Here is a 14,199-nt window from a genome sequence, read left to right as displayed (position 1 = left end):
AAGGAGGCATGACGGATGTATATCGACAAATACTGGGGCAACTTTATTGGAGGTTCCGATGACAGTCTGAACCTTGTGGCGTTTTTGGAGGACCAGAAGAAAGAGGAGATCCCTCTCAGCGAAATCTTTGCCAAGATCGGGCTGGACAAGCAGAACTGGGACTTCCACCAAACGGTGGAGTATCTTGAGTTCACCCACTCCAATGGCGTGGAGATCGACTTTCACTTCGCCATTGATGTAGTCACTGATCTGGCCGCTATCCTGCTGGAGTGCAGTGTCAGCGGCGGGGTAAACCTCCATGATCTGGACGAGTATAACACCCCCTCCCGCCGCATCCGTGTCACAGCCACGGCAGAGGAACACGACGCTATGGACAAGGCTCTGGCAGATTTCGCCCAAGATCCCCTGTCCTATGACCTCCACGATCTGATGAGCGATGAGGAGATCGAGGAGATGGCCCATCAGGTGGCGGCGCTGCGAAAGGAGCTGTACGAGTCCGCTGGCCGCAACCGCAGCTACCATGTGAAGGCGGAGGACATGAAGAATCTGCTCCCCGACTGGGCTGGGGCCGATGGCTGCATCGCCACCAACCGCATCACGGTGGAGGGCTGCAAGGTTGGCTACTGCTACCGGGAGGAGCCGGATGGCGACTGGGACAGCGGCTGGCGCTTCACCGCCGGTGACGAGAGCGATGATTACATGGACGACCCCAACAACGCCGGGCTTTACAAGCTGAACACGATCTGCAACGACGATTCCGACATTATCCCGCTTTTGAATACGCCCGCCCCCTGCGCCTTTGAGCGGGATGAGCATGGCGTGTTCCAGCCGATTAAAGATTGGAAACCAGAAAATGAGGAGGAACCGGATATGGACATTTTACAGCAGTGCCAGAAGTGGCATGAAAACGACGAATACCAGAAGATCATTGACGCGCTGGAGGCCATTCCCGCCGAGGAACGCACTCCTGAGATGGACAGTGAGCTGGCCCGGGCTTATAACAATCTGGCAGACCCAAATAAGTCAGGCGGCAAGGATATGCTCAAAAAGGCGATTGCTTTGCTGAAGCCCCATGAGGAATACTTCGAAGGCGACCACTACTGGAACTTCCGCATGGGCTATTCCTATTACTATCTGGACCAGGAGGGGCGCGCCCTTCGGTACTTTGAAAAGGCGCTGGAGGCCCGCCCGGATGACGCGGATACCAAAGAATTGATTGATTCGTGCAAGAAAGGCATTGCCCTGCCGCAGTTCTCGGAGTGCTTCCGGGAGCGGACAGAGGACTGGTGGGAAACCTTTGCCGAAATGGAAGGGGCACTGCGCCAGATGATGGACGAGGACAAGGATCACACCCGTGGCGCGGAGATTGTGGCCCAAATGGAAGATACTTTGAACCTGGTCTTTGACGAGATCTCCTTCGAAATGGGCTTCAACGGAGAGAAGTACGAGCTGATCCTCACCCCGGAGGGGGACAGGGTCAAGCTGTTTGAACTGGTCTACTTTCAGAAGCACGCCCCCAAGGAGGTGCTGGAACACTGGAACATCCTGGTGGGCCGCCAGCCCATCCGGGATATCGGCCTGCGCACTGACGACGGCTGGGATATCTCCGGGGATGACGTGCAGATCTGGTTGGAGGAGCAGGGTGAAAACAGTTTTACTATCTCCGCCTACTGTGAAAAGCTGCTGCCCATGCTACGGAAAGAGGAAGGCCGGGCCTGGTGGATGCTAACCACCCTCACCGACCAGGTGCTGGGTGAGATCTCCCACATGTGGTATATCGACGGCTTCGATGTGCTGGAGGGGCCCAGGGCGGAGCCTTCCCTTCTCCTCTCCCAGCTGCCGGACAAGCTGAAAGAGCGGGGGGTGGACCTCTCCACCGCCCCGGAAGCGTACTTAGACAGCTGCCTCGCCTACAAAATGGAGCCCAATAAAGACCCGGACGCCGATTGGCGGCTGGATGTGATCGCCGGTTCCACCAACTGCGTGCCTCTGATCAACGGCTATCTGAACGAAGACAACGACTTCATGGACGCTCTCCATGCCGACGGCGCGGTGGCGGGCTTCTTCTGCTATCCCCTGGATACCCTGCGGGAGGAAGAAGGAAGCCAGAAGCTCTTCGACTTCCGGGACAAGCTGGAGGAGGTGTTCACCTCCGGGGAAGGCCCGGAAGTGCTCACCCTCACAGGCGGGGCCACCGGTCTCTTCTGCGGCTATGTGGACTTTATTGCCTGGGACATTCGCACCGCACTCAGGATGGCCAAGGCGTTCTTTGAGGACAGCGGCATTCCCTGGGCCAGCTTCCACACATTGCGCCGTGAAGCGGGCACGGTGAACCTGAAAGCGCCACCTGAGGAGGAGCCGGCTGACGAGGGGCAGGCCGCCGAGTTGGACGAGACGCTGACGGGCATGGACTATATCCCTTACACCCCGGAGAATGCGGAGGAGTTTTTCGCACAGATCGAGCAGTGGAACGACGAGGACGAGTACACCCGCTGTATCCAGGCGCTGAACGCCATCCCGGAGGACTGGCGGAACTACCGCACGACCTACGCTCTGGCCCGAGCGCTGGAAAACTACGCCATCATTGGGGACCATGACGAGGGCACGCCCCGTTACAAGGGAGACAAGGCCCTGCTCCGCGCCATCGATGTCTTGGAGTCCGTTCGGGAGGAGGGCCAGGACAAGGCGGAGTGGAACATGCGGATGGCCTATGCCTATCAGTATCTCTTTGAGCAGGAGGAGAAAGCCATTCCCTACGCCCAGCGGTGGGCGGAGCTGGACCCTGAGGATGAGAACGCCCCGGCGGTGATCCGGGAGTGCCAGGAGGAGATCGCAAAGCGGGGCGAGGCGGAAACAGACGGCGAGACAGACCACACGGGCGTCTTCACCGGCTTTGTCCTGCTGTCCAGGGGAGAATGGGACAAGGCGCAGTTCATCCGGGACATGAAGGAAAAATGGGACATCCCCGTGGAGGAATACGACGCAAGCGAGGACAAGAGCGACGACGCCCTGGTATTCGAGGTGGGCGGCATGGTCGCTGCCGTCAGTCTGGCGGCCTGTCCCATTCCCGGCGGCGAAGCCGAGGCCAACGCGGAAAACAACTATATGTGGGAGGATGCCGTAAAAGCTGCCAGGGAGCACCGCGCCCACATCATGGTGGCGGTGCTTGGCAAAGAGGAAGATGTTCTGGAGAAGGGCAAACTCTATACCAAATTGGTGGCTGCCTGCTGCCGCCAGAAATACGCCACCGGCATCTACACCAGCGGCGTAGTGTTTGAACCGCGCTTCTACGAGGGCTTTGCAGACATGATGCGGGAGGACGAGCTGCCCATCTTCAACTGGATTTGGTTTGGTCTTTGGCGGGATGAGAACGGCATGAACGGCTATACCTACGGCATGGATGTGTTCGGCAAGGACGAGATGGAGGTGCTGGGCACCGATGCCGAGCCAGGCGACCTGCGGGACTTTTTGGCCAGCCTTGCCTCCTATGTGCTGGAGAATGATATGGAACTCCACGCTGGGGAAACCATCGGTTTTGCGGAGGATGATAAGCACGCCATCACCCGCAGCCCCGGCGTCGGCCTGCCGGAAGATCAGATGACCCTAAAGATCTCCTGGGAGTCATTGGCTGGCGGTCCGGATGATGACCGTGAGGACGGCCCGGACGGTGAAGCCCCCCAGGATGAGGAATCCAGTGTTCCCGAGGTCTATACGGAGGAGGAACTGGCGGCCGTCGAGGGGCACATCCAGCAGTATTTCGGCAAGTTTGGGCATGTGTTCCATGAGCTGTCTTCCCCGGACATCCATGTGGACATCTGCGTGGTGCCGCCCTCCCAGGAGCGGGACTACTACACCCTGGTCACCATGGGCATGGGCGCCCACCGGATGAATGTGCCGGAGGCGCTGGCGGAATACAAGCTGGAGCGGGCGGAGCTGGCCATCGCGCTGCCGAGGAACTGGAAGCTGAAGCATGAGGATCTGAAGAATGAGCGGTGGTACTGGCCCATCCGCCTGTTGAAAACCCTGGCCCGACTGCCCATTGCCAGCGATACTTGGCTGGGTTTCGGCCATACCATGGACAATGAGGAGGACTTTGCAGAGAACACGAAGCTGTGCGCCGCCATTCTCACGCCCCCCCCAGGGGACGGAGGACGGCAGCGAGGTCTGCACCCTGCCGGGCGGCGAGGAGGTCAACTTCTACCAGGTGCTCCCCCTCTACCGGGACGAGCTGGAGTACAAACTGGCCCACGACGCGGACGCCCTGCTGGATAAAATGAACGGCATCAGCTTTGTGGCGGAGCCTGACCGTCAGAATGCCGCTACCAGCGGTACCCTTTCGGACGGGAACCTCATAGGCAATATGGACGATGCTGCCTGGCATCTGGAGACCATCCGGGAGAAGCATCTGCCGGTGGACGAGATCAACGCCTATAATCACATGGCCATCTACCTGCGCTGGTGCATGGAGCATGACCTGATGAGTGTGGAATTTATCGAGCGGTACAGCGAGCAGTATCAGGCGTTTCTGGCAGATATCAAGCAAGCGGACTTGCGTTCTTTCATCCGCGATGTACTGAAGGGACAGCTCTTTGGCGCTCTATTCAACGAGAAGGGCGCGGCCTTTGCCGGGTACTACTATGGAGAGAGCGACAGCCCTTACTATCCCAGCGACATCGACAGCTACGCCGTCAGCGTCATCGGGCCGGAGCGCAATTACTCCGAGGAGATCCAGGACGAGGCGTACCTGTTCATCCCCTTTGACGAGGACTACTACCAGGCTATGGCAAAGATACTGGAAGAATGCTTTGCCAACTGGCAGGGTCAGGACTTTGACGAGGACACGCTGGAGCCCTCCGAGGTGGCTCAGGCCATCATGGAGTATCTGGACTGTGAATGCACCTATTTCCCTTCCATGGCAGATGACGATCCCATCATGTCGGCATACAGCTACGCCAGGCGGGACGCCGCCCATGAGGGCTTCGTGCCGGTGCTGATCAGAGCGGACGACGAGACGCTGCTGGAGTGCCTGGTGATGAACGCCGACCCGGAGCACGACGCGGACTGCTATGAATTTGACCTCAAAACCGTGACGGAGTACCGGAAGAAGATGCTCTCCGCCCCCATCAAGGACGGCAAGGCAGTCCTGGAGGCATTGACCGGCCAGCGCAAGGAAGAAGCCGAGGACGATGACATGGACTGGGAGGAGGAAGTTCTTGGAGAGATGGAGGGCGGCTATGACAATGACCGCTTCTCCTGCTATTGGGATTCGGATAGCCACATGACCTATCCCCTCATTTTGGCCAAGATCCCGGTAAAGAACCCCTGGGAGATCTTCGCCTACCTGCCCTTCGGCAACTGGAATGAGTGCCCCGACACCCCAGACCTGATGGCAGTAGCGAGATACTGGTTCGAGCAGTATGACGCCATCCCTGCCGCCATGAGCCACGACGAGTTGGAGTTTGACCTCCCGGCCCCTGTTTCCCATGAGAAGGCCATGGAGGTAGCCACAGAGCAGTACGGCTTCTGCCCGGACATTGTGGATCAGGAGCAGGATGAACCCACAGTGGGCAATCTGGCGGATGTTGTGCGGCAGTCCACTGTCTGGTATCTCTGGTGGGATTGATGGGAGGTGCCCCGGCAGGCGATGAAAACTCAAACACTGACCATTCAGAGGAGCAGATTGGAAATCGAGAAAAAGTGCTGGGCTTTACGCTTCCGTCCCAGGTTCGGAAGTTTTTCCTGCTGACCGCAGGCATCTATGTATCCACAGGCGTGATCATTGATCTTTTCGGAATGTTTGATCTGACCCTCCATGGAGAGCGGTATTGCGTATCGGGCGAGTTCTGGAAAGACGCAGGTGACGACCAGCTTCTGCTCTATCCTGATGACGAAACCATATGGTACTATGCCCATGGAGATGATGACTATATCCTGGTTGTGGGGATCTATTGCGATTGAGAGGTGGTAACATGGCAAGCGTATCCACTTGGAGCGGAATCCGGAACAAACTGGAGCAGGATTACCTCTGCCCGGCTCTCCGCGGGCACATCCAATATTTTGCCACCAGCTACCGAGAAAGTCATGACCAAATCGGCCGGGCGGCCATCCGTATGGACGGAATCGAGATACTGCGGAGCAACTATTACGACTATGAGAAAAATTACTGGAACAGGTATCAAGCTCTGCGGCGGGAGGGCGCTGAAGCGGATGCCCCCAAAGCACCCTTCCGGCTGGCTCATGAAGAGACACTGAACGACGGAAGCTTTGACAACGTATTTTTCTATGAGGCGTTTAGAATCTTTGACAAGCAAATCATCGAGAAAAGCCTGGTGAGCGAGAATCCCCTTGTCCGCATCCTTGCCCTCCTGGACCGCAGGCTGGGAAAGCGCCGCCTGCTGACTCTGGAGGAATCCATGGAGCAAGAACTGGACTGGGTGCGAGTCTTCTATGTGATCCGGATGCAGGCAGAAGGGCTGATGGTGATTAAAAAGAGCCAGGAGGAACCACCATGTCGCGGATCGCATCCTTTTCTCCCATGCGGCTATATGGACCACGCCTGGGCCGCGAGCCGCACGGTGGAGGAATTGGATGCAGTTGCCGGAAGCCATGTCCAGGCAAAAAACAGCATGACACATGGGATGATCAGGATAAGGCCGGCTATCAACTCTACCTTTAGGAGCGGGACATGGAAAAGCGGTCCTACCAGGACTGGTATCTGAGCCAATCCCTGGAAACTGCCCCAAGAAATCGTCCAGCAGGAACTGGAGTTTCGATTCAAGTTATTCCCTAACAAAAAGGAGGAAACGAAATGAGCAATGAAGTATTCCAGCAAAATCTGGATGATGAAAAAGGCTCCCGTCCCGGCGGACCCTATCTCATTCAGATGCTGTTCAAAGAGCCGGTGTCTATGCCTGGAAAAGCAGAAATGACCGCCGTGATGGAAAAACACATCGGGACGGCGGAGTGTTTCTGTCACGATAAAAAGACAGCAGGCTTTGCCGCCCTGGAGCATATGGCGGAATTCAAGGATGTCAAGGCTCCGGTACAGCTCATGGTGATGGGCTGCAGCAAATTTAAGGGCAAAGGCTTCGACGCGTTCCTCATGAGTCAGATGTGGGACTGTCAGGAGGGCCGGGAACGGATCTTCCGGGAGTGCCGGTATCAGGTCGTGGCCACGGATATGCTGGCAGCGGCCCTTCCAGTTCTGGAGCGGGCCAACCTGGATGCTGACTTTGTGGAGGCCCTGGCGGAGCTGTATCCCACCTGTGAGGCGTTCTACTTTCAGAACTGCGGCAAGCTGCTTCTGGCTGAGGATGTGTGTTCTCACCAGATCGAGGGGGCGGACCGCTTCATCCGCTTCGGGGTCAATGTCCGTTTCTTTAACATTCAGGGTACCGAGGATATGCTCATCGACACGGTGGGTATGAGTACCCTGTTCCTGCCGGACCTACAGTACCATTTCCACGGAATGGATCCCAACTGGGTGGTGAACCACGCCTACAATGCGGCGTCGTATATTCTGGCGAATGACAACCCCATCAAGGATGGGGAAACGATAGATGGCATAGCGGACGGCCAGATGAGCCGGGAGCTTCAATGGAAATGCCGATATGAGGATGCTCTGATCCAGCCGCCCAGGGGAGTGGTAGACATCCATATGGGTGAGTATGCTTCCGGAAAACGCTGAACTGATAAAACGACTTCCTGCGCAGTCAGAGGAAATGTTTGTCGTCCCCTTAGGTGGATTTTTCGTTCAGTCGGTGTATTCTTTGTCTATTACATAATAAAATCTGATATGCCTGATGTGAAAAACTTGCTTCTCAGACATTCTGAGGGTACAATACCCAAAACCCGAACATGAAAAAGAGCCCTTCCGACCAGGCGGCAGCCGTTTTGCTGCACCTGGTCAAGAAGGGCTCTCTGACCAAATGTAAGACCACAGGCAGATTGGAAGTAAACGGAAACAGCAAAAGCAAGGTTGTCAAAAAGTGATATTTTACAAAAACATCACAACACCCCAAATTAAAATGAACCGCTCAGCTTTGACCGTAAAACAGGTCATCTGATTTGATCGAGCCGTCCCGACTGGATCGCATCTAAATTGGCATTGAGCCGTTCCTCCGGCCAATCCCACCACCGTAGTTCCAGCAAAGCCGCGATGAGATCCTCAGAAAACCGCTTTCGGATTGGCTTTGCAGGGACACCACCTACGATGGTATAGGGTGGTACATCTTTTGTCACAACGGCCCTGGCGCCGATGACAGCCCCGTCTCCAACGGTCACCCCCGCCAGGATGACCGCCTCGTAGCCAATCCACACATCGTTTCCAATCACAATATCCCCCTTGTTGTCCCAGGCTTTGGCCACCTGTTGCCGCTCCAATCCCCACCTCTCAAAAAAGATTGGGAAGGGATATGTGGCGAGGGATTGCAGCGTGTGGTTGGCGCTGTTGAACAGGAACCTGGCCCCGCAGGCGATGGAGCAGAACTTGCCGATCACCAGCCGGTCCTGGTTGACGGGATAGTGGTACAGCACATTGTTTTTTTCAAAGTCAACAGGGTTATAAACAAAGTCGTTGTATATGGTATAGTCCCCGACAATAATACTGGGATCTTTCACGGCATGCTTGAGATAAACTGTCTGACGGTCTCCCGTCCGGGGATAGATGTTTGATTCATTCATATTCTTTTTCTCCTTTTACTCGTTTCGGCTGCCCTGTGCTGGCGGTTTATGCACCGGCGTTCTCCCTTCCCAAACCCTGCTTTTAAAGTAGACCAGCCCCACAAGAGCAGGCAGGATGGGCGAAAGGGCCTGGCCCAGATAGATCCCGGAAAAGCCCAGAGAGAGGGGAAATGCCAGCAGCCATCCCACTGGCAGGCGCACAACGACGGCGTCCAACAGGGCATTGACCATGGCCACGTGGGCTGCTCCCACGCCGATGGCAAAGGAATCCAGTGTGTACATCGCGGCGTAGATCAGGCTGTTTATACTACAGCAGGTACGCAGGTACTGCACCCCGCAGCGGATCACCTCCGGGCTGGTGCCGTCAAACATGCAGATGAGAGGTTCGGCCAGAAGCTGGACCACCACCACTACCGCCGCAGTGACCACAAGGTTCAGCAACAGGCCGGACCACACCACCTTGCGGGCCCGCTCAATTTGGCCAGCCCCCAAACACTGGCCCACCATGGCGGTTATTGCCTGACCGATGGCCCAGCAGTGCATCCCGGCAAAGGTGTTGATCTTCAGTCCCACACCGGACGCAGCGGCCACCGGAGTTCCAAACTGGTTGAGCATCCCTGTCACCAGCAGATAGGCCGTGTTCACCACAACCATCTGTATGGCGGTGGGCAGGCCAACCTTCAAGATGGCCAGCAGCTTTTCCCGATGAAACTCGATTTTTCTAAGAGAAAAGCCCGGTTGATACCGCCGTAGATATACCAGGGAAGCCATAAAGGGAACACCCTGAGCCGTGATAGTGGCCCAGGCTGCGCCTGCCGTGCCCATGGAAAGCGGCCCGACCAGAAGCACATCCAGCACCACATTGAGGACCGTGGCGACACCTACGAAAAAGAGAGGCGTTTGGGAATCGCCCAACCCCTTCAGGATAGAACAGACCGCATTATAGCCAAAAACGAACACCGTTCCACAGCAAATGATCTTCATGTAGCCGCAGGCATCCTGATAAGCATTCGCCGGTACATTTAACGCCTGAAAGAGGGCCTCATAAATGGCGAGGCCGAGGATGGTAACAACAGCGGAACCCACCAGCGATAGAAAGAACAGCATTCCGATCGTGTCCCGCTGACCCGTTTGGTCGTTTGCGCCCTTGCACTGGGCCACCAGAACGCTCCCTCCCATAGTCAGGCCAATGCAAATGGAATTGATGATAAAGCACAGCATGGAGGCGTTGCTGATGGCGGCCAATCCAGTCTTTCCCACGATTTTGCCCACCACCAGCATATCCACCACATTGTAGAGGGCCTGCAGCAGGTTGGCCAGGAACAGCGGAAAGGCGAACCGAATCAGTTTTTTCGGCACGCTCCCGGTCAATAAATCTTGTCCTTGGGTCATATAATATCCTCCTTTCAAAAAACAGAGGGCAGCACAATACTGTGCGCCCTCTGCTCCATCCCCCTAAAATGGGTATCTCAAAAGGCCGCGGACAAAACATCGTCCGCGGCCTGAAATGGTCTATCTTTTCCAGTCAGCCTGCAAAAAGGGGCACAACAAACCCAAGGCAGTGACTTCCTGCCCTGTCCTCCCGGTTTTACAGGTTGAAATTCCAGTAAGGCTCCGCACAATGTTTTGTGGTATAAACTTGTGTGGAGCCAAAATCAATGCAGAATTTTCCGAACAACATCGTGCCCACCTCGCTTTACTGCAATAAATACTATACCAGGTGTGCTTCCGCCTGTCAATGTCCTTCTGATGGACGGTCATTGACAGGTCAGAGCACAGTTCCCTCAACCAGAGTGTGGAGGATCACATCGGCTACGCGGAAAACACTGTGGAGATTGAGGGCGGCAGCCACACCCAGTTCGGCAACTATGGGCCCACGTGAGCGGTCTTCCGGCCACCATTTCTGCGGAGGAGCCGCAGAGACAGATGGTACCGTCCATCGGAGCCTCTCTTGCACATCGGATATCAAGGCAACCCCTATTAGCCAGAAAGCGGAGTGGCCGGCAGGCACTCCGCTTTTCATAGTTCTCTTTGCAGATACACCATATCTACCAGCTTGACTCCGCACTCATAGATGGGGTGGTCGTAGTGGTCAGTGAAAAAGTTCTTGACCAGATGATGCCTGCAAAAGCCGCAGCTCTCGTAAAACGGGATGGTGGAGGGGCTGTCCCCAGTACCCACCTGTAGCAGCATATACTGTCCCGCGTAGGTTCGAATGAGGAAGTCCACCAGGGCTTTCCCATAGCCTTTGCCCTGAAAGTCCGGCTCCACGGCGATGTTTTTCAACTCCAGAACGCCTCCGCCCTCGTCGGTTACGACACACTCCGCCTTAACTCCGTCATCTTCCAGCACATACATGCTCCCACGCTCCAGGTAACGGTCGATCATGTCCTCCTGCTCATCCGCCAGCAATAGCAGCGCAAGATATTGCTTCTTATTGGTTTCAACCCTTCTGATTTCCACGCTTGTCACCGCTTTTCGTAGACCAGATCCACGATTCCGTTGTAATGTTCTGTTGCCACGAGCTTCAGCGGCAGTTCCCGATGAAGCCCCGGAAACAGCCGCACGCCTTTGCCCAGCACTGTAGGAATCACTGACAGCCACAATTTATCAATGCGGTTCTCTTTCAATAGCTGCCTGGCCACGGACGCACCGCCGCAGATCCAGACGTTTCCCTTCGACTCCGTTTTTAGCTGATCGGCCAGGGCGGTCAGTTCCCCATTCCAGAAGCAGACATTCTCCCGATTTTCTCTCTGCCGGTGGGTCACCACATAACAGGGGCGGCCCTCGTAGGGCCAGATGTCCGGAGAGAGCGCCGTGACGATCTGATGGTACGTAGTCCAACCCATGACGATGGCTTCTACCGTCTCATAAAACGCCGGATAACTGCCGGAGGTATCCGGTTTGCTGCCGTCTCCCTCCAGCCAACTCACGCCGCCCTGCTCGTCCGCAATATATCCGTCCACACTCATGGCAAGATATAACACGATCTTTCCCACAATCATCCCCCCGCTGCCCCTATTGTACCCAATGGGCAAAAAAAGTGCAAGGTAAAAAAACATGACAGACAGTTGTGGTGTTCCTGTGGTATAATACAGAAAAATCAGGAAAGGCGGAGCTGCCGGAGCGGGAAGAGCCGGAGAGCAGCTTGGGGATTTGACTGAAACATTGGCCGATCGTTACAGGAGGAATTGACATGGCGTCCCATCCGGATTTTGTGAACTATATGGCCGAGCAGTTGCGGGAGGCCGGAGCCATCCGCAGCCGGAAGATGTTCGGCGAATATGGCCTTTATTGCGACGATGTATTCTTTGCCGTCGTCTGTGACGACCAGCTTTTCGTCAAGGTCACCCCGCAGGGCGAAGCGGCGTTTCCCGACCTGCCCAAGGCCCCGCCCTATGAGGGGGCCAGGGATTCCTTTCTGGTGGAGGATGTGGAGAACCGGGAACAGATGACGGAGCTGGTGCGTATCACCTGTGAGGCACTGAGAAGCGGGCCTCAGAGAAAGCGGAGGAAATGACCATGGTCTTTGACAACAAGAAAGAGCACAAGGAATTCTATCTCCCGCCCAAGACGCCGGGCATCGTCAACGCGCCCGCTATGAGCTTTCTGGCAGCACGGGGCCATGGCGAGCCTGAGAAGCAGGCCATGTGGTTTTAAGGGAGGGGCGAACAGAATGAAAGGCTTTACCCGCATGGAAACCCGTTTCTCCCTGTGCGGTCTCAACTGCGATTTGTGCAGTATGCATCTGGGCGGCTATTGTCCCGGCTGCGGAGGCGGAGCAGGCAACCAGAGCTGCACTATGGCTAAGTGCTCCCTGGAGCACGGGGGCATCCAGTTTTGTTGGGAGTGCCGGGAGTATCCCTGCCCCCGCTACGATGGCATCGACGATTGGGATTCCTTTGTCCCTCACCGGAGCCGACAGCAGGACATCGCCAAGGTCCGGGAACTGGGGCTGGAGGCCTATCTGGCTCAGTTGGGGGAAAAACGGGCGATCTTGGATTCACTTTTGGCCCGTTTCAACGATGGCCGCCGCAAAACTCTTTTCAACACGGCGGTCTATCTCCTGCCCCTGGAGGATTTGCAGTCCGTGATGGCTGATCTGAACAGCCGGACGGAGCTGGCTGGGCAATCTGTCAAGGAGCGGGCCCTCGCCGCTGTGGAGCTGGTCCAACAGGCGGCGGACCGCCGGGGCGTCAGTCTGAAGTTAAACAAGAAACCGAAAAAGGGGTGATCCCATGGCGGCTTCCAGGGTGACCGTCCACTTCCCCTGCCCGGTGGAGCGAGTGTGGCAGACCGTGACCGACCTAATGAATACCGCTTGGCGCGGCGACCTGGCCCGGGTGGAAATTTTGAATGAAACCTATTTTGTGGAACACACCAAAAGCGGCTATGCCACGAATTTTACCGTTACGGCCTGCGAGCCGCTTTGCCGCTGGGCATTCACCATGGAAAACGGCAGCATGTCCGGGACCTGGGTGGGGATCTTTGAGACGGCGGAGGGCGGCGCCCGGCTAACCTGCATCGAAACCGTTAACGCCAAACACTGGTGGATGCGCCCCCTTGTCCCCGGATACCTGAAGCGGCAGCAGAAACGGTATCTGGACGATTTGCGGCGGGAACTGCAAAAATAGGACCGTGTTACTCTGCGTTGCTTGCGGCAACGGGCCGCTTTCCCTACAATGGGGGGTGAAAGGAGTGAGCCCATATGTTGAACGAAACTATCAAAGCCCTTCGGAAATCCAAAGGTCTTTCCCAGCAGGAGCTGGCGGTCAAGGTAAACGTGGTGCGGCAGACCATCTCAAAATGGGAGCAAGGCCTGTCCGTCCCGGACTCCGATCTGCTGATCGCCCTGTCGGAGGCCCTGGAGACGCCTGTGAGCACGCTGCTGGGCGAGACAGTGGCGGAGTCGGAGGCGGACGAGGTCAAAGCCCTTTCGGAAAAGCTGGAGATCATCAATTTGCAGTTTGCCCGGAGAAAGGCCGTGCGGCGGGCGGCCCTCCACTGGCTGCTCATCGCGGTGTGCGGGGGCATCCTGGCCGTCGCCGCGGTTCTGGCCGCGGTAAACAGTCCCTATCTGGGCTGGGATTACAGCGCCCCGGAAACCGCCGTTATGGGGGTGGCCATCCACGCCTTTGAATGGGGCTTTGTCCGTCTGGCGCCCTTTGCTCTGATCGCGGCAACGGTCGGCGTTTTCCTGACGCGGAAAAAACATAAGGTATGAATTGGGAGAGTGCACCACTGAACATGGAGATAGCTACCACCGGACAAATATAGGCACGGAAAGTCGGGCAGAGTCACTTACATTCTGCTATGCTGAATCCAGAAGGACGGTGTGACCAATGGATTGGGTAGCAAGCATTCATCAGGCGATCCAGTATATCGAAGAACATCTCCGGGAGGAGCTGACCATCCGGGAGATCGCGCAGCAGGCGGCCCTATCCCCTTTTTACTTTCAGAAGGGTTTTGCCATGCTGTGCGGTATGACGGTGGGCGACTACATCCGCCAGCGCCGGC

General features: G+C 56.5%; 12 protein-coding genes and 2 pseudogenes. 10 read left to right on the top strand and 4 right to left on the bottom strand.

All coding sequences use genetic code 11. The features are described 5' to 3' along the window. The first annotated feature begins 15 nt into the window (after window positions 1-15). The 4 genes and pseudogenes from HMPREF0372_RS12855 (at window position 16) to HMPREF0372_RS12835 (ending at window position 7,687) form a co-directional block, all read left to right on the top strand. A pseudogene (locus HMPREF0372_RS12855) lies at window positions 16-5,623 on the top strand (immunity protein Imm33 domain-containing protein). Next, window positions 5,623-5,958 carry an SMI1/KNR4 family protein gene (locus tag HMPREF0372_RS12845; protein ID WP_007493180.1) on the top strand — a complete coding sequence of 112 codons (336 nt, stop codon included), beginning with the start codon at window positions 5,623-5,625 and terminating at the stop codon, window positions 5,956-5,958. Before HMPREF0372_RS12855 ends, HMPREF0372_RS12845 begins: the two are co-directional and overlap by 1 nt. Before the next feature lie 11 nt (window positions 5,959-5,969). Beyond that, window positions 5,970-6,479: pseudogene (locus HMPREF0372_RS12840) on the top strand (SF0329 family protein); the annotation flags it as partial. Window positions 6,480-6,808: 329 nt separating this feature from the next. After that, window positions 6,809-7,687, top strand: a complete 879-nt coding sequence (locus HMPREF0372_RS12835; RefSeq protein WP_007493176.1) for a DUF4261 domain-containing protein — start codon at window positions 6,809-6,811, stop codon at window positions 7,685-7,687. A gap of 371 nt (window positions 7,688-8,058) precedes the next feature. Here HMPREF0372_RS12835 and HMPREF0372_RS12830 read toward each other — a convergent pair whose 3' ends face one another. The 4 genes from HMPREF0372_RS12830 to HMPREF0372_RS12815 form a co-directional block, all read right to left on the bottom strand. Beyond that, complete coding sequence (locus tag HMPREF0372_RS12830; protein ID WP_007493172.1) at window positions 8,059-8,682, bottom strand: CatB-related O-acetyltransferase; 624 nt, start codon at window positions 8,680-8,682, stop codon at window positions 8,059-8,061. A gap of 15 nt (window positions 8,683-8,697) precedes the next feature. Beyond that, complete coding sequence (locus tag HMPREF0372_RS12825; RefSeq protein ID WP_007493170.1) at window positions 8,698-10,074, bottom strand: MATE family efflux transporter; 1,377 nt, start codon at window positions 10,072-10,074, stop codon at window positions 8,698-8,700. A gap of 627 nt (window positions 10,075-10,701) precedes the next feature. Beyond that, window positions 10,702-11,145, bottom strand: a complete 444-nt coding sequence (locus tag HMPREF0372_RS12820) for a GNAT family N-acetyltransferase (protein WP_024723295.1) — start codon at window positions 11,143-11,145, stop codon at window positions 10,702-10,704. A 5-nt stretch (window positions 11,146-11,150) separates the two neighbouring features. Next, the gene (locus HMPREF0372_RS12815) at window positions 11,151-11,687 is read right to left on the bottom strand and encodes a dihydrofolate reductase family protein (RefSeq protein ID WP_009260956.1); all 537 of its coding nucleotides are present in this window, start codon (window positions 11,685-11,687) and stop codon (window positions 11,151-11,153) included. A gap of 191 nt (window positions 11,688-11,878) precedes the next feature. Between HMPREF0372_RS12815 and HMPREF0372_RS12810 the strand changes: the two genes are divergently transcribed. The 6 genes from HMPREF0372_RS12810 to HMPREF0372_RS12790 all read left to right on the top strand — a co-directional run. Beyond that, window positions 11,879-12,202 (top strand): TfoX/Sxy family protein, encoded by a 324-nt coding sequence (locus HMPREF0372_RS12810; RefSeq protein WP_007493162.1) that lies wholly within the window; start codon window positions 11,879-11,881, stop codon window positions 12,200-12,202. Between the two features lie 2 nt (window positions 12,203-12,204). Continuing rightward, entirely contained in the window at window positions 12,205-12,342 is a 138-nt protein-coding gene (locus HMPREF0372_RS19805; protein WP_009260955.1) for a hypothetical protein, read from the top strand. Window positions 12,343-12,358: 16 nt separating this feature from the next. After that, window positions 12,359-12,916 carry a DUF3795 domain-containing protein gene (locus HMPREF0372_RS12805; RefSeq protein ID WP_024723293.1) on the top strand — a complete coding sequence of 186 codons (558 nt, stop codon included), beginning with the start codon at window positions 12,359-12,361 and terminating at the stop codon, window positions 12,914-12,916. Window positions 12,917-12,920: 4 nt separating this feature from the next. Further along, the gene (locus HMPREF0372_RS12800) at window positions 12,921-13,316 is read left to right on the top strand and encodes an SRPBCC family protein (protein ID WP_007493156.1); all 396 of its coding nucleotides are present in this window, start codon (window positions 12,921-12,923) and stop codon (window positions 13,314-13,316) included. Between the two features lie 74 nt (window positions 13,317-13,390). Continuing rightward, window positions 13,391-13,906 (top strand): helix-turn-helix domain-containing protein, encoded by a 516-nt coding sequence (locus HMPREF0372_RS12795; RefSeq protein WP_007493155.1) that lies wholly within the window; start codon window positions 13,391-13,393, stop codon window positions 13,904-13,906. Window positions 13,907-14,024: 118 nt separating this feature from the next. Further along, on the top strand, window positions 14,025-14,199 hold a 175-nt coding region (locus tag HMPREF0372_RS12790; RefSeq protein ID WP_007493154.1), incomplete at its 3' end, for a helix-turn-helix domain-containing protein.

Origin of the sequence: Flavonifractor plautii ATCC 29863, assembly GCF_000239295.1 — a bacterium.
Taxonomy (GTDB): Bacteria; Bacillota; Clostridia; order Oscillospirales; family Oscillospiraceae; genus Flavonifractor; species Flavonifractor plautii.
The sequence above is the reverse complement of the archived record's forward strand: the minus strand, read 5'-3'. Positions and strand labels throughout refer to the sequence as shown.

Coding starts and splice junctions, on each gene's coding strand:
- HMPREF0372_RS12830 (WP_007493172.1), bottom strand. CDS start 8,682: ATGAATGAATCAAACATCTATCCCCGGACGGGAGACCGTCAGACAGTT.
- HMPREF0372_RS12810 (WP_007493162.1), top strand. CDS start 11,879: ATGGCGTCCCATCCGGATTTTGTGAACTATATGGCCGAGCAGTTGCGG.
- HMPREF0372_RS12845 (WP_007493180.1), top strand. CDS start 5,623: ATGGGAGGTGCCCCGGCAGGCGATGAAAACTCAAACACTGACCATTCA.
- HMPREF0372_RS12835 (WP_007493176.1), top strand. CDS start 6,809: ATGAGCAATGAAGTATTCCAGCAAAATCTGGATGATGAAAAAGGCTCC.
- HMPREF0372_RS19805 (WP_009260955.1), top strand. CDS start 12,205: ATGGTCTTTGACAACAAGAAAGAGCACAAGGAATTCTATCTCCCGCCC.
- HMPREF0372_RS12825 (WP_007493170.1), bottom strand. CDS start 10,074: ATGACCCAAGGACAAGATTTATTGACCGGGAGCGTGCCGAAAAAACTG.
- HMPREF0372_RS12795 (WP_007493155.1), top strand. CDS start 13,391: ATGTTGAACGAAACTATCAAAGCCCTTCGGAAATCCAAAGGTCTTTCC.
- HMPREF0372_RS12805 (WP_024723293.1), top strand. CDS start 12,359: ATGAAAGGCTTTACCCGCATGGAAACCCGTTTCTCCCTGTGCGGTCTC.
- HMPREF0372_RS12815 (WP_009260956.1), bottom strand. CDS start 11,687: ATGATTGTGGGAAAGATCGTGTTATATCTTGCCATGAGTGTGGACGGA.
- HMPREF0372_RS12800 (WP_007493156.1), top strand. CDS start 12,921: ATGGCGGCTTCCAGGGTGACCGTCCACTTCCCCTGCCCGGTGGAGCGA.